Source organism: Streptococcus oralis, assembly GCF_018448765.2.
Lineage (GTDB): Bacteria > Bacillota > Bacilli > Lactobacillales > Streptococcaceae > Streptococcus > Streptococcus oralis_BM.
Genome location: NZ_JAHCMC020000001.1, coordinates 1,122,127 through 1,147,921 on the forward strand (window position 1 = coordinate 1,122,127; position 25,795 = coordinate 1,147,921).

Here is a 25,795-nt window from a genome sequence, read left to right on the forward strand (position 1 = left end):
AAAAACTCCTATAACCTATACCTTCAATTTCATCAAAACACCATCTCCCCACTCTCTTCCAGTGTAAACTTGACATTATCTTCAATCCACTTACGGCGGGGTTCAACCTTATCTCCCATGAGGACATTGACCCGGCGTTCGGCGCGTGCTAGGTCTTCAATGGTGACACGGATAAGGGTACGGGTTTCTGGGTTCATGGTTGTTTCCCAGAGCTGATCGGCGTTCATCTCACCAAGTCCCTTGTAGCGTTGAAGGGTAGCGCCTTTGCCAAACTGCTTGCGGAGCTCTTCTAGCTCTCCGTCGGTCCAAGCATAAGCCACTTCTTCTTTCTTGCCTTTTCCTTTAGACATCTTGTAAAGAGGCGGTAAGGCGATATAGACATGTCCTGTCTCGACTAGCGGACGCATATAGCGGTAGAAAAATGTTAAGAGCAAGGTCTGAATGTGGGCACCGTCAGTATCGGCATCGGTCATAATAATGATCTTGTCATAGTTAGCATCCTCAATAGAAAAGTCTGCTCCCACACCCGCACCGATGGTATAAATCATAGTGTTGATTTCCTCATTTTTGAGGATATCTGCCATCTTAGCTTTGGCTGTATTGATAACCTTACCACGAAGAGGTAGGATAGCCTGGAACTTGCGGTCACGACCTTGTTTAGCAGAGCCACCGGCAGAATCCCCCTCGACCAGATAGAGTTCATTTTTTGCAGGATTCTTAGACTGGGCTGGGGTCAATTTCCCAGACAACAAGCCCTTGTCTTTCTTATTTTTTTTGCCATTTCGGCTCTCATCACGCGCCTTGCGTGCTGCTTCACGAGCGTCACGAGCCTTGATAGCCTTACGGATGAGATTGGAAGCCAGTTCCCCATTTTCCATGAGGAAGAAAGTTAATTTTTCAGCAATAATGCTATCCACAATCGGGCGAGCTAGTGGACTTCCAAGTTTGTCCTTGGTCTGTCCTTCAAACTGGAGGTGTTCTTCAGGAACTAGGATAGAAAGAACGGCCGCTAGTCCCTCACGATAGTCTGAACCTTCAAGGTTTTTATCTTTTTCCTTGAGAAGACTTGTCTTACGCGCGTAGTCATTCATGACCTTAGTGATAGCAGACTTGAGTCCCGTCTCATGGGTTCCACCGTCTTTGGTACGGACATTATTGACAAAGGATAGAATGTTATCTGAAAATCCATCATTGTACTGGAGGGCTACTTCCACCTGGAAGCCATTATCTTCGCCTTCGAAGTAGAGGACTGGCGTCAAGGTTTCCTTGTCTTCATTCAGATAAGAAACAAAGTCCTGAACTCCATTTTCATAGTGAAACTCGATTGCTTCGTCTGTTCGTTTATCTGTCAGAGACAAGGTCACATTTTTTAAGAGAAAGGCTGACTCATTGAGTCGTTCTGAAATGGTATTGTACTTGAAGTCAGTCGTAGAGAAGATTGTCGCATCAGGCATAAAAGTAACCTTGGTACCTGTCTTAGACTTGGGTGCTGTACCAATTTTCTTCAAAGTCGTGGCAGGTTTTCCACCATTTTCAAAGCGTTGCTTGTAGACTGCACCATCACGAGTGATTTCCACCTCTAGCCAACTAGAAAGGGCATTAACAACAGAAGACCCCACCCCGTGGAGACCTCCAGATGTCTTATAACCCCCCTGACCGAATTTCCCTCCGGCGTGAAGAATAGTAAAGATGACCTCAACAGTTGGAATTCCCATGGCGTGCATACCAGTCGGCATCCCACGACCATGGTCCTCTACTGTTAGACTTCCGTCTTTATTGATCGTCACATCAATGCGATCACCGAAGCCAGACAAGGCCTCATCGACTGCATTGTCCACAATTTCCCAGACTAGGTGATGGAGACCTGCACCGTCGGTCGAACCGATATACATCCCCGGACGTTTACGGACCGCATCCAACCCTTCTAGCACCTGAATGGCGTCATCATTGTAGTTGTTAATATTGATTTCCTTTTTTGACACAAGGAACCTCCTATTTGTTCATCTTTACTATTTTACAGGTTTTCTAGGGATTTTGCAAAGTTTTTCCCATTCAGCTGTCACAATTTCACAGGGTGTTCTATGACTTTCTATACCATTTCATGATATAATAGGTCTATGATGACATTTGTATTATTAATTTCAGCTTATCTACTAGGCTCAATCCCTTCTGGTCTTTGGATCGGACAAATCTTCTTTCAAACAAATCTGCGAGAGCATGGTTCTGGAAATACTGGAACAACCAATACTTTCCGTATTTTGGGTAAGAAAGCAGGTATGGCAACCTTTGTAATTGACTTCTTTAAAGGAACCTTGGCCACTCTGCTTCCAATTCTTTTCCACCTACAAGGTGTATCACCTCTTGTCTTTGGACTTTTGGCTGTCATTGGACATACCTTTCCTATCTTTGCAGGCTTTAAGGGGGGCAAGGCTGTCGCAACTAGTGCTGGGGTTGTTTTCGGATTTGCGCCTATCTTCTGTCTCTACCTAGCAGTCGTATTCTTTGGAACCCTCTATCTTGGTAGTATGATTTCCTTGTCTAGCGTTGCCGCTTCTATCGCAGCCGTTATCGGAGTTCTACTATTTCCACTATTTGGATTTATCCTAAACAGCTATGATCCTCTCTTCATTTTGATTATCCTAGCACTTGCTAGCTTGATTATCATTCGTCACAAGGATAATATCACACGCATCAATAACAAAACTGAAAATCTTGTCCCTTGGGGATTGAACCTAACCCATCAAAATCCTAAAAAATAAAACGCCAGTTTGAAACTGACGTTTTTTTGCATGCTTATTTTGATTTGATGTAGTTGATACCGTCCGCTTTTGGCGCAACTGCTTTTCCAAAGAAGGCTGCCAAGACAAGGATGGTCAAGACATAAGGGGCGATTTGAAGGTAAACCGCTGGCACTCCTTGTAGGAAAGGCAATTGAGAACCGATAACTGCCAAACTTTGTGAAAGTCCAAAGAAAAGACTAGAAAGCATAGCACCAATTGGATTCCATTTACCAAAGATCATCGCAGCAAGAGCGATAAATCCAGGACCGACAATAGTTGTCACTGAGAAGTTGACAGAAATGGATTGAGCATAAATCGCTCCCCCAATTCCCCCTAGGAAACCTGAAATGATAACTCCAAGATATCGCATCTTATAGACATTGATCCCCAAGGTATCCGCTGCCTGAGGGTGTTCACCGACAGAGCGAAGACGAAGACCAAAGCGGGTCTTGAAGAGGATAAACCAAGCAAGGAATGAGAAGGCAATAGCGATATAACCTAGTAGACTGGTAGACTTGAAGAAGATATCTCCAATCACAGGGATATCAGCCAAAACTGGGAAATCAAAACGTCCAAAAGTCTGGCTTAAATTATCTGTTTGTCCTTTGTTATAAAGAACTTTAACCAAGAAAACTGCTAGAGCAGGAGCCATCAAGTTCAATACTGTACCACTGACAACATGGTCCGCACGAAAATGAACTGTAGCGACTGCATGGATGAGAGAGAAAACAGCTCCCACGATACCAGCAACTAACAAGGAAATCCAAGGAGTCGCTGCTCCAAGTTGTTCTGCAAACTCAAGGTTAAAGACAACCCCAGAAAAGGCTCCCATAACCATAATTCCTTCAAGACCGACATTAACGACACCACCACGTTCAGAGAAGACTCCTCCAATACTCGTAAAAATAAGTGGTGCTGAGTAAATCAGCATAGAAGAGACCAAGAGGGTGAATAATGTTGTAATAGACATCCTTACTTACCTCCTTTAACTTGTTTTTTAGGTTTGACAAAGCGTTCGATAATGTAGTGAACGCTGACAAAGAAGATAATAGACGCTGTTACAATGCTGACAAGCTCAGACGGAACTTGCGCTACGTTCATACCCGGTGCTCCTACTTGCAAAACTCCAAATAAGAATGCTGCAAAGAGAATTCCAATTGGTGAGTTTCCAGCAAGCAAACTAACTGCCATCCCGTTAAATCCGATAGCTAATGATGAACCTTGAACGTAAACGTTTTGGAAAGTTCCAAGACCTTCGACAGCTCCACCAAGACCAGCTAATGCACCAGAGATGATCATTGATAGGATGATTGTACGTTTTGCTGAAATACCAGCGTACTCTGAGGCATGGGGATTGAGACCAACTGCACGAATTTCAAAACCGAGAGTCGTTTTCTTGAGCAAGAACCAAATCACACCAACAGCAATGATGGCAAAGAAGATCCCGATATTCATACGAGAATTGCCAGTCAACTCAGATAACCATGGTGTCTGATAAGTGGCATTGGCACTCACACGAATCGTTGAGTCCGTGCTTTGCATAAAGTCTTTCGGAAAAGAATGAATAAAGGCGTTCCCTACATACAAAACAATATAGTTCATCATGATGGTTACGATAACTTCTGATGTACCTAAATAGGCTCTGAGAATACCTGGGATAGCACCTACAATCCCACCTGCAATCAAAGCAATTACTACGGTCGCTAAAATCAACATTGGGCGTGGCATGTCCGGATGCGACAAAGCAAACCAACCACTAAGAATCCAACCCGCTAGTGCCTGACCAGGAAGTCCAACGTTAAAGAAACCTGCACGGCTGGCAACTGCAAACCCCAGACCAATCAAGACAAGAGGACCCATGGCACGGAAAATCTCGCCAATCCCACGAAGACTACCAAAAGCTGTATAGAACAACTCCTCATAACCCCAGATAGCATCGTAGCCGAAAATCCACATGACGATGGCTCCGAGCAAGATTCCTAAGAATACGGAAATCAAGGGAACCGAAATTTGTTGTAACTTTTTAGACATCATCCTTCTCCTTTCCCAAGTTTCCACCTGCCATCAAGATACCAAGTTCTTGTTTGTTAGTCGTTTCTGGCGACACAATACCTTGAATCTTCCCATCATGAATAACAGCAATTCGGTCTGAAACATTTAAAATCTCATCCAATTCAAAGCTGACAACAAGCACAGCTTTCCCGTTATCACGTTCTTCAATCAAGCGTTTGTGGATATATTCAATGGCACCGACATCCAGACCACGAGTTGGTTGGCTGACAATAAGGAGATCAGGATCACGATCAATCTCACGAGCGATAATCGCTTTTTGTTGATTTCCTCCTGAAAGAGCTGCTGCTGGAACAAACTCGCTCGCCGCACGGACGTCAAATTCTTCCATCAATTTCTTAGCATGTGAAGTAATATTGGCATAGTTCAAGATACCATTCTTGCTGAGTGGTTCTTTGTAGTAGGTTTGAAGAGCGATATTTTCTGAAATCATCATCTCCAAAATCAAACCATCACGGTGGCGGTCTTCAGGAACATGCCCCACACTGAGTTCTGTAATTTGTCGAGGATGCATCCCCACGATTGATTTGCCTTTTAATTCAACGCTACCTGACTCAACCTTACGAAGACCAGTAATGGCTTGAATGAGTTCAGACTGACCATTGCCATCAATACCTGCAATACCAACAATTTCACCAGCACGAACATCCAAGGAGAGATTTTTTACTGCTGGTACACCGCGGTTTTCATTGACAACCAAGTCTTTGATAGACAAGACCACTTCTTTTGGTTGTGGTGCCTGTTTTTCCGTTTTAAAAGAGACTGAGCGTCCAACCATCATTTCTGCCAAGTCCGCATTTGTTGCGCCTGCGATTTCAACCGTCTGGATTGATTTCCCACGACGGATAACCGTCACTCGATTCGATACCGCACGAATCTCATCTAACTTGTGGGTAATCAAAATAATGGACTTCCCTTCTTTGACAAGGTTTTTCATGATTGCCATCAACTCATCAATCTCTGAAGGAGTCAATACGGCTGTAGGTTCATCAAAGATAAGGATATCAGCACCACGATAGAGTGTTTTCAAGATTTCTACACGTTGTTGGGCACCAACGGAAATATCCGCCACCTTAGCAGCAGGATCCACTGCTAAACCATAACGTTCAGAAAGAGCCTTGATTTCTTTAGTAGCTCCAGCTATATCTAGAACACCATTTTTAGTGATTTCACTTCCTAAAATGATATTCTCAGCTACTGTAAAAGCCTCAACCAACATAAAATGTTGGTGAACCATCCCAATTCCAAGACCAGCGGCTTTAGATGGCGAGTCAAGTTTTACAACCTGACCATTCACCACAATTTCACCGCTTGTTGGTTCAAGAAGTCCTGCCAGCATATTCATCAGAGTGGATTTACCCGCTCCATTTTCTCCTAAAAGTGCATGGATTTCACCCTTTCGCAGTTGCAAGTTGATTTTGTCGTTTGCTACAAATTCACCAAACACCTTGGTAATATCCCGCATCTCAATGACATTTTCGTGTGCCATATGCTCTTCCTTTCAGAGGTTTATTTTATTTCAATAAAACCTGCTAATCACATTAACAAGCTCTATTGAGACAAAAGTTGCCTCAATTCTTAAAGAAGCGACCAATGGCCGCTTCCTAAGAAATGACTTTTATCCATTATTTTTCAGGAACTTTTACGCTTCCGTCAAGGATTTTAGCTTTTGCATCTTCAACAGCTTTTTTACCTTCTTCTGAAAGGTTTGTTACTGCTAGCTCAACCCCTTTATCTTTCAATGAGTAAACAATCACTTGTCCACCAGGGAATTCACCCTTTTCTGTTTTGTTGGCAATATCTTTTACAGTTGTACCAACTTGTTTCAATGTAGATACAAGAACAAAGTTAGATTCTTTACCATCTTTAGAAGTGTATTTACCTTCCGCTGCTTGGTCACGGTCTACACCGATAACCCAAACTTTTTCGTCTTCATTTTTACTTTCGTTCAATGATTTTGCTTCAGCAAAGACACCAGCACCTGTACCACCAGCTGCTTGGTAGACAACGTCTGCACCGGCAGCGTATTGAGCTGCTGCGATTGTTTTACCTTTGGCAGCATCACCAAATGAACCAGCATAGTCAACTTGGACTTTGATAGATGGGTCTACTGACTCAACACCAGCTTTGAATCCAGCTGCAAAACGTGAAATAACTTCAGATTCGATACCACCTACAAAACCAACTTGCTTTGTTTTCGTAGTTTTCGCTGCTGCAACACCAGCAAGGTAAGCTGCTTCGTTATCCGCAAATCTTACGCTCGCAACATTCTTTTGACCTTCAATCACATCATCAATCAAGACATAGTTTAGGTCAGAGTGGTCTTTTGCTGCTTCCTCAACTGCATTGTGAAGGGCAAAACCAACACCGAAGATCAGGTTGTAACTTCCAGCCGCTTGTTGCAAGTTGTTAGCATAGTCTGCTTCGCTTGTTGATTGGAAGTAAGTGTAACCTTTATCTTTAGAAAGATTGTGTTCTTTACCCCAGTCTTGCAAACCTTCCCAAGCTGATTGGTTAAATGATTTGTCATCAACACCACCAGTATCTGTTACGATTGCTGCTTTCGTCTTCATTTCAGATGAAGATGAAGCTGCGTTACGAGAAGAGCGGTTACCACATGCAGCAAGTCCAACTGCTGCCACTGCAACTAGACCAAGGCCTAGCCATTGTTTCTTGTTCATTACTGAACCTCCTAAATAAGATGTGCAACGATGTTGCAAGTATGGATTGGTTGGCCACAAGGACCGCATCACTCAGAGAGTGACTCAGACTAGTTTAAGTCTGTAAAAGAGTATGGAAGTAACTCCCCGACCGTCATCTCGACCGTCGATTTATCTTTTGCGACAAGTGTCACTTTTAGATCTTTTTCAAAAAATTCAGCCATCACTTGGCGACAAGCGCCACATGGCGAGATAGGTTTTTCAGTTTGTCCGTAGACAATCAACTCTGAAAACTCCCGTTGCCCCTCCGAAACTGCTTTAAAAATAGCAGTACGTTCTCCACAATTAGTCAAGGGATAACTAGCATTCTCGATGTTCACACCCGTATAAATACTACCATCCTTGGCAACTAAAACAGCTCCGATAGGAAAGTGAGAATAAGGCACATAAGCTTTCTTGCTAGTTTCAATTGCTAGTTCAATCAACTCAGTAGTCGCCATCTGCTAATTCTCCTTTTAAAATCGCAACGCCAGCAGATGTTCCGATACGGGTAGCGCCTGCTTCCACAAAAGCGACAGCATCTGCATATGAACGAGCTCCACCAGCCGCCTTAACACCCATATCTGACCCGACTGTTTTACGCATCAACTGAACATCCTCTATAGTGGCACCACCAGTTGAAAATCCAGTTGATGTTTTGACAAAGTCAGCGCCTGCTTTCTGGGATAATTGGCAGGCCACAACCTTTTCATCGTCTGTCAACAAGCAAGCTTCGATAATGACCTTAACCAGCTTGTCACCACTTGCTTCTACGACAGCACGGATGTCCGATTCAACCAAATCCAGATTGCCTGATTTGAGGGCACCAACATTGATAACCATATCAATCTCATCTGCACCGTTTTGGACAGCTTCTTTTGTTTCAAAAGCTTTCACAGCTGAAGTTGTTGCTCCCAAAGAAAAACCTACTACTGTACAAACCTTTACATCTGAGCCTTCAAGCCCTGTTTTCGCATGTTTAACCCATGTAGGATTAACACAAACGCTGGCAAAATCATACTCACGCGCTTCAGATAGCAAACGATCAATTTGTTCTTGGCTTGCATCTTGCTTTAAAAGCGTATGATCGATATATTTATTTAACTTCATATTCGAATTTCTCTCCTTTTCATGAGATGATTTCAATTATTTCCTGCAAACGTTTCACTCTATCATTTATTTTAACATATTTTTGGAATTCTGTAACTAGTTGAGGGGAAATTTTTCCATTTGTATAAACTTTTGCGACAATTTCTCCCTTTTGAACGGAGTCACCGACCTTCTTCTCAAAAACGATTCCAGTTTCATAGTCTAAATCATCAGACTTGACTGCGCGACCAGCTCCCAATCTCATGGCATAGAGACCAAATTCCATCGCTGGAAGGGCTGAAATGACACCTGACTCTTGAGCCGGGATATCTACTACATGCGCCACCTTGACTGGGCGATAGAGATCTTCTAAATCACCACCTTGAGCTGCTACCATTTCTTCAAACTTAGCCAGCGCTTGGCCGTTTTCAAGGTGTTGACGGACTTCTTCAACCGTCTTCTCGACATTTGCCAAACCAAGCATAATCTGAGCTAGTTCACAAATAAAGTGACTGATATCTTCTCGACCCTTTCCTTGAAGAATTTCAATTGCTTCTAGGATTTCGAGACGATTGCCAATGGCTCGTCCCAAGGGCTGGCTCATATCGGTAATAACCGCTACTGTCTTTCGACCAACGGCCTTACCCAAATCGACCATGGTTTGAGCCAATTCACGCGCCTCATCAACCGTCTTCATGAAGGCACCCTCACCGACCGTTACGTCTAGCAAAATAGCATCCGCCCCAGCAGCAATTTTCTTGCTCATGACAGAACTAGCAATCAAAGGAATCGTGTCGACAGTCGCCGTCACATCACGGAGGGCATAGAGAAGTTTGTCTGCTTTAACCAGCTGATCTGACTGCCCAATAACAGATACACCAATGTCCTGTACCTGACGAATGAAATCTTCTTGACTGCGCTCCACTTGGTAACCCTTGATTGCTTCCAACTTATCTAGGGTTCCGCCAGTATGGCCAAGTCCACGACCACTCATTTTAGCAACGGGTACACCGAAACTCGCAACAAGTGGAGCCAAGATTAAGGTCACCTTATCACCTACACCACCTGTCGAGTGTTTATCTACTTTGATACCCTCTATGGCTGACAAATCAAACTCTTGCCCCGTCTTAACCATATTCATCGTCAGGTCAGAAATCTCACGTGTGGTCATTCCTTTAAAATAAACAGCCATAGCAAAAGCAGACATCTGATAGTCTGGAACAGTTCCAGCCACATAGCCTTCTACCAACCATTTTATTTCAGCCGTAGTCAGTTCTTGACCATCTCGTTTCTTTTGGATTAAATCAACTGCTCTCATGCTTTCACACTTCTAAGGATATAATAACCCTTGTCCTTCTTTATGATTTCACAATTTCCAAAAACGTCTTCCATCTTGCTTTTGGCACTAGGAGCACCCTGTTTTTTCTGAATAACGATCGTTAAATCGCCACCATCTTTCAAGAACTCTCTGCTCTTTTCGATAATCTCATGAACAACTTGTTTGCCCGCTCGAATCGGCGGATTGGAAATAACATGGTCAAATTTCCCTTCAACTTGCTCATAGATGTTGGATTGGAAAATAGTTGCTGAAACTTGGTTTCTCTCAGCATTTTTTCGCGCCAAGTCCAAAGCACGATTATTGATATCGATCATGGTTGCTTGAACTCCGTAAGCCTTGACCAAAGAAATCCCTAGGGGACCGTACCCACAGCCGACATCTAGCACCCGCTCGCCTTTTTCAACCTCGAGACACTTCAGTAAAAGCTGACTACCAAAATCAACCATCTTTTTACTAAAGACACCTGCGTCCGTTAAAAAGGTCATATTTTCTCCCAACAACTCCACTCTCAACTCATGAATGTCGTGAGCAGCATCTGGATTTTCTGCATAATACATTTTACTCATAAAACTATTTTAGCATATTTTAAGGTTTTTTAACACCGTTTACAAAGCTAAAATTCAACAAGCAAACTAAATCTGTTATGACAATAATTAAAAGATTTTTGTATTACTTCCTCTATTTTTGATCTTTTAGAGCAACTTATAGCAACTTTCAAGAATCAGAATGAGAAATATCGAATTTCATTCTCTCTTTAGATGAGAAATATGATATACTAAAATATCGAACGAGGAAAAAATATGACCAACGAATTTTTACATTTTGAAAAAATCAGTCGCCAGACTTGGCAATCTTTACATCGAAAGACAACACCTCCTTTGACAGAAGAGGAACTAGAATCCATCAAGAGTTTCAATGACCAGATTAGTCTGCAAGATGTGACAGATATTTATTTACCTTTAGCTCATCTCATCCAAATTTACAAACGCACCAAAGAGGATTTAGCCTTTTCTAAGGGGATTTTTCTCCAAAGAGAGAGTAAATCTCAACCCTTCATTATTGGAGTTTCAGGAAGTGTAGCTGTAGGAAAATCAACAACTAGCCGACTTCTGCAAATCCTTCTCTCTCGTACAGTTACTGATGCTACTGTAGAATTGGTGACAACTGACGGTTTTCTCTATCCCAATCAAACCTTGATGGACCAAGATATCTTAAATCGCAAAGGTTTTCCTGAAAGTTATGATATGGAAGCTTTACTGGATTTTCTTGATCGCCTAAAGAATGGACAAGATGTCGATATTCCTGTCTATTCTCATGAAGTGTATGACATCGTTCCTGGAGAGAAACAACGTGTCAAAGCTGCTGACTTTGTTATTGTTGAAGGCATCAATGTCTTTCAAAACCCTCAAAATGAGCGCCTTTACATCACTGATTTCTTTGATTTCTCCATCTATGTAGATGCTGCTGTCGAGGACATTGAAAGTTGGTATCTGGATCGTTTCTTAAAACTCCTCAGCTTTGCCCAAAATGATCCCAACAGCTACTACCACCGCTTTACGCAAATGCCGATTGGAGAAGTTGAAGCCTTTGCACATCAGGTTTGGACCAGCATTAATCTCACAAATCTACAAAACTACATCGAACCGACAAGGAATCGCGCCGAGGTCATTCTCCACAAGGCTAAAAACCATGAAATCGATGAAATTTACCTAAAAAAATAATTTCCCCTTGTCAAAACCTAAGTTTTCATATATAATGGTATAGTTAGTAAATATGGAGGTAAGAACATTGGCAAACATTAAATCAGCTATCAAACGCGCTGAATTGAACGTTAAACAAAACGAAAAAAACTCAGCTCAAAAATCAGCTATGCGTACTGCTATCAAAGCTTTCGAAGCAAACCCTTCTGAAGAACTTTTCCGTGCTGCTAGCTCAGCTATCGACAAAGCAGAAACTAAAGGTTTGATTCATAAAAACAAAGCAAGCCGCGATAAAGCTCGTCTTTCAGCTAAACTTGCTAAATAAGAAACAGTCCATAGAGGCTGTTTTTTTGTCCTCTAATCAGAAAAGGTAGAAAATGAAAATCGCAATCATCGGATATTCTGGATCAGGCAAGTCAACTCTGGCAGAAAGGTTATCTAGCCACTACTCCATCCCCAAACTGCATATGGACACACTCCAATTTCAACCTGGTTGGCAAGACAGTGACCGCGAATGGATGTTGACCGAGATGAAAAACTTTTTCACAAAGCATGAAGCTTGGGTCATCGACGGCAACTACTCTTGGTGTTGCTATGAAGAAAGAATGCTGGAAGCTGACCAAATTATCTTTCTCAATTTTTCACCATGGACTTGTCTCTTTCGAGCCTTTAAACGGTATCTCACATACCGAGGCAAGGTCAGAGAAAGTATGGCAGCAGGCTGTCCTGAACGCTTTGACTGGGATTTTATCAAATGGATTCTCTGGGATGGGCGGACAAAGAATGCTAAAGTACGCTATCAGCAGGTTCAAGAAACCTACCCTGAGAAAGTAATTGTCCTCAAGTCGCAAAAGGAGATGGATTACTTCTTAGAAAATCTCGCGCATAACAAGAAAAACCAACGTGTATAACGTTGGTTTTTTGCTTTTACCCAATCACACTTCCGTTTGGTACAGCTGGATCAACTGTGAGAAGGGTTAATTGTCCATCATGTTCAGCTGAGAGGATCATTCCTTGACTGACATATTTTTTCATCATCTTGCGAGGTTTGAGGTTAGCAACGATTTGGACCTTCTTGCCGACCAATTCTTGCTCATTTGGATAGTATTTGGCAATTCCTGAGAGGATTTGACGGTCTTCGCCATCACCAGCATCCAGGCGGAATTGGAGCAACTTATCAGAACCTTCTACTTTAGACACTTCTTTGACTTCTGCGACACGGATTTCAACCTTATCAAAGTCTTCAAACCTGATTTCATCCTTGTTTAGTTCGAGTTCGACTTCATCTGGATTCCATTCTTTTTCGACTGCTGGTTTGTTGCTTTCCATTTGTTCCTTGATATAGGCAATCTCTTCTTCCATGTCCAGACGTGGGAAGATTGGTGTTCCTTTGGCAACAACAGTCACACCTGCAGGGAAATCTGCCAAGCTCAAGTTTTCTAGGCTAGAAACTTCTGCTAGACCAAGTTGTGCCAATACAGCGCGACTAGTTTCCATCATAAATGGTTCAATCAAGTGAGCTACGACACGAAGGCTGGCTGCCAAATGGCTCATGACACTTGCCAACTGGTCACGAAGGGCTTCATCCTTAGCCAAGACCCATGGAGCTGTCTCATCGATGTATTTGTTGGTACGTGAGATAAGAGTCCATACTGCTTCAAGGGCACGTGGGTAGTCAACTGCTTCCATGTGTGTATGGTAGTCAGAGATAGATTGCTCTGCTACTTGAGCAAGAGCATTGTCAAACTCTGTCACACCTTCTACATAGGCAGGAATTTGTCCATCAAAGTACTTGTTAATCATGGAAACCGTACGGTTGAGGAGGTTTCCGAGGTCATTTGCTAATTCATAGTTGATACGGCCGACGTAGTCCTCTGGAGTAAAAGTCCCGTCTGAACCAACCGGAAGGCTACGCATGAGATAGTAACGAAGTGGATCTAGTCCATAACGCTCTACCAACATTTCAGGGTAAACGACATTCCCTTTAGATTTAGACATTTTGCCGTCTTTCATGACGAACCAACCGTGGGCAATCAAGCGGTCTGGCAATTTGATATCCAACATCATAAGAAGGATTGGCCAGTAGATAGAATGGAAACGAAGAATGTCTTTTCCGACCATATGGAATACTGTTCCATTCCAGAACTTATCAAAGTTAGTATGATTGTCTTGACCATAACCAAGAGCAGTCGCATAGTTGAGAAGAGCATCGATCCAAACATAGACAACGTGTTTTGGATTAGATGGAACTGGTACACCCCATGTAAAGGTTGTACGAGAAACCGCTAAGTCTTCCAAACCTGGCTCAATAAAGTTACGCAACATTTCATTGAGACGACCATCTGGAGTGATGAAGTCAGGGTGAGATTTGAAAAATTCGACCAAACGATCTTGGTATTTGCTGAGTCGAAGGAAGTATGACTCTTCAGAAACCCATTCGACCTCGTGACCTGATGGAGCGATACCGCCCGTCACATTTCCAGCTTCGTCACGGAAAACTTCCGCAAGCTGGCTTTCTGTAAAGAATTCCTCATCTGATACTGAATACCAACCAGAATATTCGCCCAAGTAGATATCATCTTGAGCAAGCAAGCGTTCAAAGACCTGTGCTACAACTTTTTCATGGTAATCATCCGTTGTACGAATGAATTTATCATATGAGATATCAAGTAATTGCCAGAGTTCTTTGACGCCAACCGCCATCCCATCAACATAGGCTTGTGGTGTGATGCCAGCTTCTTCCGCTTTTTGCTGGATTTTCTGACCATGCTCGTCAAGACCTGTCAGATAAAAGACATCGTAGCCCATGAGGCGTTTGTAGCGAGCTAGGACATCACAAGCGATGGTTGTGTAGGCAGAACCGATATGAAGTTTACCAGATGGATAGTAAATCGGTGTTGTAATATAAAAATTCTTTTCAGACATAATTTTTCCTTTCCAGGCAAATGAAACCTGTTTTTCTAACACTTCATTATATCATATTTTTAGTGATTTTCGATAGGAAAATCCATACAAAAACAAGACAGACAAATGTCCATCTTGTTTTTTTCTGTTCTATATCTTATTCATAACGAAGGGCTTCGATTGGATCAAGCTTAGACGCTTTATTGGCTGGCAAGACTCCAAAAATCATCCCAACACTTGCTGACACAGCCAAGCTAAAGAGAGCGATTGGGAGGGAAACCCCAACTTCGATACCTGCAATCATGTTTTGGAGCAGCACTCCAGCTAACATGGTCATTCCAGCAGCAATCCCAAGACCGATGACACCACCTAGCAAGGTCAAAATCATAGACTCAATCAAAAACTGTACTAAGATATTAGCCCGTGTAGCCCCAAGAGCTTTCCGCAGGCCAATCTCACGTGTGCGTTCGGTCACCGAAACCAGCATGATATTCATAACACCAGTTCCCCCGACAAAGAGAGAGATTCCTGCGATGGCACTGATAATGGTGGTCATAAAACCAAATAATTGTTGTACCTCTTGGAAGGCGGCAGTTGCATCCGCAACTTGGTACTCCCCTTGCTGAAGACCTGCAATCTCAGTCAGTTTTCGAGCCAACTCTGGACCCAAGGTCTGCGTTAGACTAGTATCATTGACACGAAAGACGATGTTCGAGATTTCATCAGTATTAAAATTAGCTGCGAGAGAGATATTGGTCGTAATTGGAAGACCACCAATCCCAAAAGCTTTAGCAGTTTTAGCTTCATTACTTGTATAAACGCCAATCACACGGTAACTAAATTCATTGACAGAGATGACTTGATTAACCGCAGCTTCTGGACTATCAAACAAACTCTTGGCTAGTTCTTCATCCAATAAAATCACACTGGCAAATTCCTTGTAGTCTTGTGGTCTTAGACTTCTACCCGCAACGATTTCATTTTCAACCGCGTTCATGTAGGTGCTATTTCCGCCTGTCAGAGTCGCTCGTTCAACCTTCTTATCCTTATAAGATAGGGTGACGTTGGTCGAGTTGGTGACATAGTAGCTGTCTACTCCTTTGAGTTTGGCAGCTTCCTTGACCCAAGACTCCAGTGGTTTTGGTGGTTCAACATGAACATCCTCTTCTTTCCCACTGACTGTCAAAGCAGATTGTTTCTGCGTAAAGGAACCGTCCTTGCTTTTGATAGGAGAGAAAAAGACATGGATATCCTTCTGTGATTTGGTCATGTTTTTATTAACCTGACGAGACATGGAGTCTCCCAGAGCCATGATGACAACGACAGACGAAACTCCGATGATAATCCCAATCATGGTGAGGAAGGAACGCATCTTGTGGGCCATGATGGATGAAAAGGCAAATTTCAGATTCTGCATCTAGTTTTCCTCCTTTTCTACCTGAGCACTGTCAGACGAGATGACGCCATCACGAATGACAATTTGGCGTTTGGCATAGGCAGCAATCTCAGGTTCATGCGTGACCATGATAATGGTTTTCCCTTCCTTATTTAACTCCACCAACAACTGCATGATTTGGTTTCCCGTCTTGGTATCCAAAGCTCCTGTCGGTTCGTCAGCTAGGATGATAGAAGGATTATTTACCAAGGCACGGGCAATCGCTACACGTTGCTTTTGACCACCGGATAATTCCGAAGGCAAATGATGACTGCGCTCCGTCAGCTCAACCTTTTCCAGAAATTCCTCAGCCAATTTTCGACGTTTTGAAGCCGAAACACCAGCGTAAATCAAGGGCAATTCGACGTTTTGAAGTGCATTGAGCTTGGACAAGAGAAAGAACTGCTGAAAGACAAAACCGATTTGCTGGTTGCGGACCTTGGCCAGTTGTTTCTCTCCAAGGCCTGCCACTTCTTGACCTTCAAGGTAGTACTCTCCACTTGTTGGTGTATCCAACATTCCGATGGTATTCATCAACGTAGACTTACCAGAACCAGATGGTCCCATAATGGCAACAAACTCACCCTCATGAACTTCTAAGTTAATATTTTTTAGGACCTGCAGTTCTTGGTCACCATTTCGATAACTCCTGCAGATATTTTTGAGACTAATTAGTTTCTTCATCAGCCTTCACCTCTTTTCCTTCTTCCAAGGAAGATGTTGGATTACTGATGACCTTGGCTCCGTCTGTCAAACCTGAAGTAATTTCTTGGTTGTCCGCATCCGCATTCCCCAAAGTAACTTCTACCTTCTTCGCTTTTTTCTGGTCGTCAACGAGCCAAACATAGTTTTTGTCATTTTCGGTAACAACACTTGTCAAAGGAACAAGGATGGCCTTACTCTTGTTTTTGACTTCTACACTGACTGAGAAGCCTTGTTTCAACTCACCGATATCGCTAGTCACATCAACAGTATAAGGGTACTTAGAGCCAGTATTTCCTCCAAGGGCTGCATTCGCTGCTTCGCCATTATTTTTAGGGTAGTCAGAAATGTAGCTAATCTTACCAGTCCAGCTCTTATCTTGGTAAACCTTCGAAGTAAAGGTAACTTCTTGCCCAACAGAAAGGTTAGCAAGGTTGTATTCAGACAACTCCCCTTTGACCTGCAAGTTTTCATTACTTACGACATGTACTACCACTTGACTATTACCTGTTGGCGATTTGGAAACATTACGATTAACTTCAACTACAGTCCCTTCTAGTGTACTGAGGACAGTTGCAGCATCTAGCTGAGCTTGAGCCTTGTTGAGTTGGGCAACAGCATCTGCACGGCTATCCTTGGCATCACTGATTTGAGAATCAATAGAAGATACTGAAGAAGTCGCTGCTTGCGCTTGTTCTGGGAGTCCTGCTTCTGTTGGAACTTGTGGGGAAGCTGGTACAGCTGATGCATTTTCACGAGCTTTGTTTAACTCCTCGATATGACGGTCTGCCTTTGCAACTGCACGATCTGCTGCATCATAGGCAGCTTGAGCATCCGCACTGCTGTATTTGACCAAAGCTTGCCCTTCTTCGACCTTGTCCCCAACCGAAACGAGAATTTCATCTAAATCTCCCTTACTAGCATCAAAATAAACGTATTGTTCATTTTTTGCTGTAACCGTGCCTGACAAGAGAACCGATGAAGCAACAGAACCTTCCTTAGCAGTAACGATATGAGAGGTTTCCTCCTTGACTGCTGACTGGGAAGGTTGTCTAAAAATCAAAATCCCCGCAGCACCGATAACAATAGCACTGGCAACACCAATCGCTGTGTATAATTGCCATTTTTTTGCCTTCTTATTTCTTTTCATATTTAAACTCCTTTATTCTTTCGCCTTACAAAAACTATTATATCAGAAACACCAAGCCCAAACAATGACAGTTCAGATGGAAACAATGACAGTTCAGGATCATTATTTCGTTCGGCATTCGTTTTTTGGATTATTGTGCTAGATATATAATACAATATCTTTTTGAATTTGGCAAGCGTTTTTATAATTTTTTTATCGTAGCAGATTTTTGCATTCAAAAAATAAAAACGATAGAATATGACTATCAAAGCTATAAGGAGTTTTCTATGAGAGAATATGATATCATCGCCATCGGTGGAGGAAGCGGCGGCATTGCCACTATGAACCGAGCTGGCGAACACGGTGCTAAAGCTGCTGTTATCGAAGAGAAAAAATTAGGTGGAACCTGCGTCAATGTCGGCTGTGTTCCTAAGAAAATCATGTGGTATGGAGCGCAAATCGCTGAAAGCTTCCACCACTACGGCCCTGATTATGGTTTTACAAGTTCAGATGTTCAATTTGATTTCGCAAAACTTCGTCAAAACCGTGAAGCCTACATCGACCGTGCCCGCTCGTCTTATGATGGAAGTTTCAAGCGCAACGGTGTTGATTTGATTGAAGGTCGTGCTCATTTTGTTGATACCCATACCGTCAGCGTTAATGGTGAATTGATTCGTGCCAAGCATATCGTGATTGCGACTGGCGCTCGTCCAAGCATCCCAACTATTCCTGGAGCTGAACTCGGTGGTAGCTCAGACGATGTCTTTGCTTGGGAGCAACTTCCTGACTCCGTTGCGATTCTTGGAGCTGGTTATATCGCCGTTGAATTAGCAGGTGTTCTCCACGCACTAGGAGTAAAAACTGATTTGTTTGTCCGTCGCGATCGTCCCTTGCGCACTTTTGACAGCTACATCGTTGAAGGACTTGTCAATGAAATGGAGAAAACTGGTCTACCTTTACACACACATAAGGTACCCGTCAAGCTCGAAGAAACGGAGCAAGGTATTACCATTCATTTCGAAGATGGTTCTAGTCACACTGCTAGCCAAGTTATCTGGGCTACCGGTCGCCGTCCAAATGTAGACGGTCTTGAGTTAGAAAAGGCTGGCGTCACACTCAACCAACGTGGATTTATCCAAGTGGATGAGTATCAAAATACAGTTGTAGATGGCATCTACGCCCTTGGAGATGTTACTGGTGAGAAGGAACTGACCCCAGTAGCCATCAAGGCAGGACGTACCTTATCTGAACGCCTCTTCAACGGCAAAACAAATGCCAAGATGGACTACACGACTATCCCTACTGTTGTCTTCTCCCACCCAGCAATCGGAACGGTTGGTTTAACCGAGGATCAAGCTATCAAAGAATACGGCCAAGATAACATCAAAGTCTACAAGTCAAGCTTTGCATCTATGTACTCTGCTGTTACAAGCCATCGTCAAGAATCTCGCTTCAAACTCATCACCGCCGGTGCTGACGAAAAAGTTGTTGGCCTTCACGGACTTGGTTACGGAGTGGATGAGATGATTCAAGGATTCGCTGTTGCTATCAAGATGGGGGCTACCAAGGCAGACTTTGATGCTACAGTAGCTATCCACCCAACTGCCTCAGAAGAATTTGTGACCATGCGTTAATTATCGTAAGAGACCTCTTGAGGTCTCTTTTTACTTGCAAAATCGGCTGTTACAAAATTGTTACCTCGTTATAAAAAATTGGTTGACTTTTGTTTCTGAATTAGTATAATAGTTACTATAATTTTGAAAAGAGGTTAACAGTTTTGAAAAAAGCTCATATCTATGCTATTCCTGCTATCGGCGCTGCTCTTATCGCCGTTTTGGCACAAATCAGTCTCCCTATCGGTCCTGTCCCCTTCACTCTACAAAACTTTGCGATCGGTCTGATTGCTACTGTTTTTAGACCCAGAGAAGCTGTTCTATCTGTAGCTCTCTATCTCCTGCTGGGTGCCATTGGTTTACCTGTTTTTGCAGGGGGAGGAGCTGGATTTCACGTTTTAGTCGGTCCAAGTGCAGGCTATCTTTGGTTCGACCTTGTCTATGCTGGACTTACATCTTATCTCATCCATCAAAATAGTGGCTATATTCGCATTTTCCTAGCCAATCTCTTGGGTGATTCCCTCGTCTTTGTTGGAGGTATTCTCAGCCTCCACTTCCTTGCTGGTATGTCATTCGATAAGGCACTCGCTGTCGGTGTCCTTCCTTTTATCCTCCCTGACCTCGGTAAGATCATTGCCATTAGTTTCATCAGCCGTCCCCTACTCGAACGATTGAAAAACCTTCCTTATTTCTCAAGATAAAAAAAATAGTCCAGAACAAGTGTTCTGGACTATTTCCCTTCCAATTACTTCCTAAGAACTAACTGAAAATCATCTCTCATCTAGAGATTATTTATTTTTACGGCTTACAAAGTACAATCCACCAGTCACTGCCATCAAAGCAAGTCCTGCAACTACTGCTGCGCTAGATGCTTTTTCACCAGTGTTAGGAAGTTGAGGTTTTGGACCTGGTTTTCCTGGTTCATTTGGTTTACCTGGTGTTGGTTTTTCTGGAGTGTGTGTATTTGTGATATTGAAGCCTTCTACTTTAGATGAATAACCATCAACTGGAACCTCTACTACAGAGTATTCGATTGCTTGGCCGTCTTTATAACGATCAAGGTCTGTAAACTCATAAGTCCAACCAGTTGCTTCTGAGGCTACCGCAGTCTTACCAGTGTCTTGACCATCGGCAAGAAGTTTCACTGTGATAGATGCTGGACGGATACCGTCTTTGTTCTCTTCATCTTTCCAGATCTTATGACCTTTTACAGATGTTTTCTCTGGAGCATGTGTATTGGTAACTGTGTACTTACCATCTTTGTCCGTAGTAACTGTTGAGGTATATTCTTTCACAGCTACTTCTTTGACAGTGTACTTGATTTCTTTACCATTTTCATACTTAGGAAGTGCTTTTGATTCGAACTTCCAACCAGTTGCTTCTGAAACTTCAATTTCTTGAACAACTTTGTCGCCGTTAAGAATTTGAACTTTCACTTTATCTGCACGTTTGCCGTCTTGGTTGTTGTTATCTTTCCAAACCTTAGTTCCTGAAAGAACGACTGTTTCTGGTGTGTGAGTGTTTGTCACGACCTGACCAGTCACAGAGGCTTCATAGCCAGCTGGTACATCTACTTCTTCGATAGAGTAAGTGATTTCTTTACCAGCTTCGTATTGTGGAAGTTTTGTAAAGGATGCTACCCAAGTGTTAGCGTCCGTCTTATCCTTAGCTGTCAAGGTCAATTTCTTACCTTCAACAGCTACTGATTTAGATCCACCTACAGATTTGAAAAGTTGAACCGTTACAGACTCAGGACGTTTGCCGTCTTGGTCATTCGCGTCGTTCCATACTTTTGTTACCTTGTAGTCGATTGCTTTTGGAGTATACTTGTTGGTAATATTAAAGTCAGTAATAGAAGATTCATACTCTGAAACTTTTTCTTCTGTTACAGTGTATTTGATTTCTTTACCAGCTTTATATTTTGCTAATTTTTCGAATGTAGTAGTCCAAGTTCCGTCTGCGGCTGCTTGAACTTCTTTCGAATCAACTTTCTGACCGTCTGCTAAAAGATTGATTGTAATCTTAGTTGGACGTTTGCCGTCTTGGTTATTCGCGTCATCCCAGTTCTTAGTTGCTTTTACATCAACTGTTTCTGGTGAATAACTATTTGTGATGGTGAATCCTGATGCAGCGTCACCAGTAACTTCTGAAGTGTAACCAGCAACAGTTACTTCTACTACTGTGTACTTAATAGGTGTGCCACCTTTATCAGCATCAAGGTCTGTGAAGCTTCCAGTCCAACCGTTTGCGGCATTGAGTTCAAGTGTTTTACCAGTATCTTGACCGTCTGCAAGCAATTTAACTGTGACAGAAGATGGGCGTTTACCATCTTGGTTGTCCTTATCATCCCATGCTTTCTTCACAGAAACTTGAGTTTTGGCTGGTGTGTATTTGTTTGTAAATACAAGATCTTTTGCTTCTTTTGAAGCTGTTGCTTTCAATTCAGTTGCGCTTACTTTTTCAACTGTTACTTCAACTTCTTGAACTGTCTTATCGTAAGTGATCCCTGTTTCAGAGCCAGCAACTTCTGAGATAGTATACTTGTGAGTTCCCACTTGGCTCTCATCATATGAGATTGGTGAGAAGGTCACAGTTCCGTCGGCAGCATTTGTCACTGTTTCGACAACACTACCGTCTTCTTTCTTCAATTCGAAGCTGTATTTACCTGCTTCAAGATTCTTACCTTCAAGAACTTTCTTAGCTCCAAGAGTTACACTTGTAGCTCCTGCTGGTGTGTAAGTATTCTCGAATGCTTTTTCACCATCGTAAGCAACAGTTGCTTCAAGGACACCTTTACCATTGTCCGCTACAGTTACTGTAGCTGTGATGGTTTTCGTATCGTACTGGATACCTGTAGCAGTACCCGCTTTTTCAGCAATCTTATAAGTATAAGTGCCTGCTTTGTCGAATTCCAATTCTGAGAACTTAACGTTTCCGTCTTTGTCATTCTTCACGGTTTCTTTCACATTACCGTCTTGGTCTGTCAAAGTGAACTCAAATTCATCAGCTTTCAACTCACGGCCAGTCAACTTCTTAGTCACTTCAAGAGATGCTTTTGCTTTTGAAGTTCCATAGCTGTTATTGAATTCTTTGTCCGCTGGGTAAGTCACATTCGCATGAAGTTTTCCTTCGCCGTCATCTGTAACTTCTACTGTGACTTTAACTTCAAGATTATCGTAAGTCACACCATCAACAGTCTTACCAGCGTTTGTTTCAACAATGGTATAGTTGTATGTACCAGCTTTAGTATATTCGATTGGAGCGAATGTTACTTTACCGTCAGCAGTGTTCTTCACTTTTTGAAGTTCTGAACCATCTGCATCATTCTTCAAGACAAACTCAAATTCATCAGCTTTCAACTCACGACCAGTCAACTTCTTAGTCACTTCAAGAGAAGCTGAAGTTTTTTCAGCAGCGTAAGTGTTTTCGAAAGTCTTATCATCACTTTCGTAAGACACAGCTGCAACTAGTTTACCAGTCGTTGCATCTGTTGTTACAGTAACTTTAACCTCTACAGGGTTAGGATCGTATGTAACACCTTTTTCAGTTGTGTTGGCTTTTTTCTCTACGATGTGGTAAGTGTATTCCCCTTCTTGGTCAAATGACAATTCAGAGAAGTTGACATTCCCATCCTTATCGTTTTTCACTGTCTCGACTTCTGTATCTCCATTAGGGCCAAATAAAGTAAATTCAAACTCTTCGGCTTTAAGGTCACGACCAGTTAGTTTCTTAACAGCAGATAGTTTAGCTTTAGCTGAAGCGCGTTTGTTAGAAATAGTTTTTATAACACCATCTTTACCAACAGTAGCTGTAACTGGAGTTGAATCCAATTCATATCCTTTAGGAGCTTCAATCTCAGTGATTGTGAAATCACCTTTCTTAACATCTTCAGCAGTATAGACTTCAGATTGAGCAACACCATCAGCGTTTGTTTCTACAATAGCCTCTTTAGCTTTAGTAGCACCAGCAGGTGGGGTGATTTTAAACTTAGCTCCTGCAAGACGATTTTGTGTTTTTTCATCTACTTTATAAAGGGTAATACGATAACCAGTTTCTAACTGGATCACGCCACCTGATGTTACTTGAGAATTACGCACTTCAGTAATTGTTGTAATCTTCTTATCTGTATTCACAGTAAGTGGAACTTCATCACCCTTTACTTCAACACTATTTGCTATCTTTGTCCCATCAGCAGGTGCAGTTGTTTGATAAGTAATCTCATAGGCCGCAGGTTTACCATTTGATGCAGTTCTAGTTGAAGCATTTTTGATAGTAACTTTAAAGTCCGTATACGATTCATTCCAGTCAACAGTATAGTCAACACCTTCTTTTAAATCTTTTTTATCTTGAAAATTATAGTCACTATCATAATATCCAGCTGCTACATGCAATGTTTCAGGAATGAATTGCGCTGGAGAATGATCATTTGAAATGTAATCATGGGCAATAAGCGTATTATAACTAGCTTGTCTGTTATTTACACGAACTACAAATGGATGAACATATTCGCCGCTTTTGTTTAATAGAGTAGATGACCAAGCTCTTTTATCAATAACACCATTCACCTTAGAAAAATTCGTCTTCCCAATTTCCCCTGTGTAGTCATATTTAATAGGCTTACTTACTTTAATAACATGTGTGACATTATCTTTCGTCTCTTGAGAAGGATAAGTAATTGTTGTTTTTTCTTTCTCTTCCTTGATACTAAAAGAAGTAAAGAAATTACCTTTTACATTTTCAATTTGAGTGCCACCTTTTTTAGCAAGATATTCCTTAAGTTGTTTCAAAGTGACTGTAACCTTACCACCTTTGTTGTCTCCACTTGAAACAACATTTGCAGAAGCAACTGCAACACCTGTCTCTTTATCAGTAATGTCAAAAGTTTCAGCTTTGACACTTAATGGAGCCGGAATAGTAAAAGTGAAGGTGTCACCGTCATTAAGATCCCCATTATACTTACTCAAGTCGAAGTTAACAGAATACTTATAATTATAATAGCCGTGATGCTCAGTTGTTAGGTTATATACTCCATTTGCATCAGGAGTCATTAATTTCCCATTATCAACATCCCAAATACCAACATCAGTAATAACATTTTGTAGTTCCTTTGCTTGAACTGTATTTGTCAAAGCAGCAGAACCCAATAAAACGAGTAGTGGCGTTAAAATATAGAGCCACAATTTCTTAAATTTCATGACTTTCCTTTCTAAATGATTGAAATTGATTGAATAGTGCATCTTCTTCTCCCAGTAGGCAACACCCCTTTCAATCGCATGATTTGTTACACGATAACATACTTGTAACACTTGCTTTGGAAAATGAGTACACTATTATAGTATTTTGAAATATTTATTCAATTCAATCTTTAGCAGGAGTATCATTACTCTTGGTCAGATGGAAATATAGCAAAATATTATCCATGACTATTATACTACATATCATTGAATATTTTTATTAAACCCTTGCAATTCACCTTGTTATTTATTTACACGATGTCAACTTTTTTGATATATTATTTCATGACACCATATAAAAAGTGACTATCCTAAGAATTGTCTGAAAATACTGATATAATAGGAGTTTGCAAATAGTACTAGCTCCCCGTAATAATCTGTTATTTATAATGAATCTATGATATAATAGTCTTATAAAGGCTTTCGAATAATCATCTATTCAGTTTATTTATGCTAAAAGGAAAACTTGGGGTAATACTAAATCTAGTATTTTTAATATTTATAGATAGGAAGGTAAAGCTATGGCAAATAAAACTAGAGAGTTAATCTTAGGTGCTTTTATCACTCTTGCAAGGAGAAACCCTCAGCGAACTTCTTTTACCATGACTGAGATTGCTGCAGAAGCTGGTATTTCCCGCCAAGCGATTTATCAAAAGCACTTTAATAACTTTGAAGATATTATCGATTATATCCACAAGGAGACTGATCAACGGATCTTTAATAATTTTAACAACTACTGTCCTGAAAGAGATGGCGATCCCATCACTTTCTTAGCGGACCACATTCTTCCTCTCATCTATGAAAAGCGAGAAGTCGTCGGTACCTTATACAATTCTCAAGCCGATACTTGTTGGAAGGAGTTTCTTCGTGAGAAATATTCTCAGTGGGTACTAAAAAATGTTAACTACCAGCTGAAATATAATTTTAGTGAAGAGGACATAGCCTATATCATTACGACCATGGCGATTTCATTCATTGAAGTGTGGATTCGTAAGGATAATCCAACACCACCTGAAGAATTTAGAGAGACTTTTATTCAATTGGCTAAGACTTCTCTCTGTGACTATATTGTGTCATAAAAAAAGAATCTTGAGTTCCACT

General features: G+C 41.8%; 21 protein-coding genes. 7 read left to right on the forward strand and 14 right to left on the reverse strand.

Going from position 1 to position 25,795, the window contains the following annotated elements; genetic code table 11:
* Nucleotides 1-32: 32 nt before the first annotated feature.
* On the reverse strand, nt 33-1,982 hold the full coding sequence (gene parE / locus KIH88_RS05515; RefSeq protein ID WP_213988017.1) for a DNA topoisomerase IV subunit B: 1,950 nt from the start codon (nt 1,980-1,982) through the stop codon (nt 33-35).
* Nucleotides 1,983-2,117: 135 nt separating this feature from the next.
* Between parE and plsY the strand changes: the two genes are divergently transcribed.
* Nucleotides 2,118-2,759: a glycerol-3-phosphate 1-O-acyltransferase PlsY gene (gene plsY / locus KIH88_RS05520; protein WP_213988018.1), complete on the forward strand. Its 642-nt coding sequence runs from the start codon at nt 2,118-2,120 to the stop codon at nt 2,757-2,759.
* Nucleotides 2,760-2,793: 34 nt separating this feature from the next.
* Here plsY and KIH88_RS05525 read toward each other — a convergent pair whose 3' ends face one another.
* From KIH88_RS05525 to KIH88_RS05560, 8 genes are all read right to left on the reverse strand, one after another.
* Nucleotides 2,794-3,750 (reverse strand): ABC transporter permease, encoded by a 957-nt coding sequence (locus KIH88_RS05525; protein WP_213988019.1) that lies wholly within the window; start codon nt 3,748-3,750, stop codon nt 2,794-2,796.
* Between the two features lie 2 nt (nt 3,751-3,752).
* The gene (locus KIH88_RS05530) at nt 3,753-4,811 is read right to left on the reverse strand and encodes an ABC transporter permease (RefSeq protein WP_213988020.1); all 1,059 of its coding nucleotides are present in this window, start codon (nt 4,809-4,811) and stop codon (nt 3,753-3,755) included.
* Nucleotides 4,804-6,339: an ABC transporter ATP-binding protein gene (locus KIH88_RS05535; protein WP_213988021.1), complete on the reverse strand. Its 1,536-nt coding sequence runs from the start codon at nt 6,337-6,339 to the stop codon at nt 4,804-4,806. The genes KIH88_RS05530 and KIH88_RS05535 overlap by 8 nt, the downstream gene beginning before the upstream one ends.
* A 136-nt stretch (nt 6,340-6,475) precedes the next feature.
* A complete protein-coding gene (locus KIH88_RS05540; protein WP_213988022.1) occupies nt 6,476-7,531 on the reverse strand; it encodes a BMP family lipoprotein in 1,056 nt (351 codons plus the stop codon).
* An 89-nt stretch (nt 7,532-7,620) separates the two neighbouring features.
* Nucleotides 7,621-8,010 carry a cytidine deaminase gene (locus tag KIH88_RS05545; RefSeq protein WP_213988023.1) on the reverse strand — a complete coding sequence of 130 codons (390 nt, stop codon included), beginning with the start codon at nt 8,008-8,010 and terminating at the stop codon, nt 7,621-7,623.
* A complete protein-coding gene (gene deoC, locus KIH88_RS05550; protein ID WP_213988024.1) occupies nt 7,997-8,659 on the reverse strand; it encodes a deoxyribose-phosphate aldolase in 663 nt (220 codons plus the stop codon). The genes KIH88_RS05545 and deoC overlap by 14 nt, the downstream gene beginning before the upstream one ends.
* A gap of 19 nt (nt 8,660-8,678) precedes the next feature.
* A complete protein-coding gene (locus tag KIH88_RS05555) occupies nt 8,679-9,956 on the reverse strand; it encodes a pyrimidine-nucleoside phosphorylase (RefSeq protein WP_213988025.1) in 1,278 nt (425 codons plus the stop codon).
* Nucleotides 9,953-10,543 (reverse strand): class I SAM-dependent methyltransferase, encoded by a 591-nt coding sequence (locus KIH88_RS05560; protein WP_225901024.1) that lies wholly within the window; start codon nt 10,541-10,543, stop codon nt 9,953-9,955. The genes KIH88_RS05555 and KIH88_RS05560 overlap by 4 nt, the downstream gene beginning before the upstream one ends.
* A 234-nt stretch (nt 10,544-10,777) precedes the next feature.
* Here KIH88_RS05560 and coaA point away from each other — a divergent pair, with 234 nt between their 5' ends.
* From coaA to KIH88_RS05575, 3 genes are all read left to right on the forward strand, one after another.
* A complete protein-coding gene (gene coaA, locus KIH88_RS05565) occupies nt 10,778-11,698 on the forward strand; it encodes a type I pantothenate kinase (protein ID WP_057489195.1) in 921 nt (306 codons plus the stop codon).
* Between the two features lie 67 nt (nt 11,699-11,765).
* The gene (gene rpsT / locus KIH88_RS05570) at nt 11,766-12,002 is read left to right on the forward strand and encodes a 30S ribosomal protein S20 (RefSeq protein ID WP_001274000.1); all 237 of its coding nucleotides are present in this window, start codon (nt 11,766-11,768) and stop codon (nt 12,000-12,002) included.
* A gap of 52 nt (nt 12,003-12,054) precedes the next feature.
* Nucleotides 12,055-12,588 carry a DNA topology modulation protein gene (locus KIH88_RS05575; protein ID WP_057489196.1) on the forward strand — a complete coding sequence of 178 codons (534 nt, stop codon included), beginning with the start codon at nt 12,055-12,057 and terminating at the stop codon, nt 12,586-12,588.
* A 16-nt stretch (nt 12,589-12,604) separates the two neighbouring features.
* Here KIH88_RS05575 and metG read toward each other — a convergent pair whose 3' ends face one another.
* From metG to KIH88_RS05595, 4 genes are all read right to left on the reverse strand, one after another.
* Complete coding sequence (metG, locus tag KIH88_RS05580) at nt 12,605-14,602, reverse strand: methionine--tRNA ligase (RefSeq protein ID WP_213988026.1); 1,998 nt, start codon at nt 14,600-14,602, stop codon at nt 12,605-12,607.
* Between the two features lie 136 nt (nt 14,603-14,738).
* The gene (locus KIH88_RS05585; protein WP_007519837.1) at nt 14,739-15,998 is read right to left on the reverse strand and encodes an ABC transporter permease; all 1,260 of its coding nucleotides are present in this window, start codon (nt 15,996-15,998) and stop codon (nt 14,739-14,741) included.
* Nucleotides 15,999-16,700: an ABC transporter ATP-binding protein gene (locus tag KIH88_RS05590; protein ID WP_000733788.1), complete on the reverse strand. Its 702-nt coding sequence runs from the start codon at nt 16,698-16,700 to the stop codon at nt 15,999-16,001.
* The gene (locus tag KIH88_RS05595; RefSeq protein WP_213988027.1) at nt 16,684-17,868 is read right to left on the reverse strand and encodes an efflux RND transporter periplasmic adaptor subunit; all 1,185 of its coding nucleotides are present in this window, start codon (nt 17,866-17,868) and stop codon (nt 16,684-16,686) included. The genes KIH88_RS05590 and KIH88_RS05595 overlap by 17 nt, the downstream gene beginning before the upstream one ends.
* A gap of 266 nt (nt 17,869-18,134) precedes the next feature.
* Here KIH88_RS05595 and gor point away from each other — a divergent pair, with 266 nt between their 5' ends.
* Entirely contained in the window at nt 18,135-19,481 is a 1,347-nt protein-coding gene (gor, locus tag KIH88_RS05600) for a glutathione-disulfide reductase (protein WP_213988028.1), read from the forward strand.
* Nucleotides 19,482-19,624: 143 nt separating this feature from the next.
* Nucleotides 19,625-20,161 (forward strand): biotin transporter BioY, encoded by a 537-nt coding sequence (locus tag KIH88_RS05605; RefSeq protein ID WP_213988029.1) that lies wholly within the window; start codon nt 19,625-19,627, stop codon nt 20,159-20,161.
* Between the two features lie 87 nt (nt 20,162-20,248).
* Here KIH88_RS05605 and KIH88_RS05610 read toward each other — a convergent pair whose 3' ends face one another.
* The gene (locus KIH88_RS05610) at nt 20,249-24,655 is read right to left on the reverse strand and encodes a Cna B-type domain-containing protein (RefSeq protein ID WP_213988030.1); all 4,407 of its coding nucleotides are present in this window, start codon (nt 24,653-24,655) and stop codon (nt 20,249-20,251) included.
* A gap of 560 nt (nt 24,656-25,215) precedes the next feature.
* Here KIH88_RS05610 and KIH88_RS05615 point away from each other — a divergent pair.
* Nucleotides 25,216-25,773: a TetR/AcrR family transcriptional regulator gene (locus KIH88_RS05615; protein ID WP_213988031.1), complete on the forward strand. Its 558-nt coding sequence runs from the start codon at nt 25,216-25,218 to the stop codon at nt 25,771-25,773.
* The last annotated feature ends 22 nt before the right edge of the window (nt 25,774-25,795 follow it).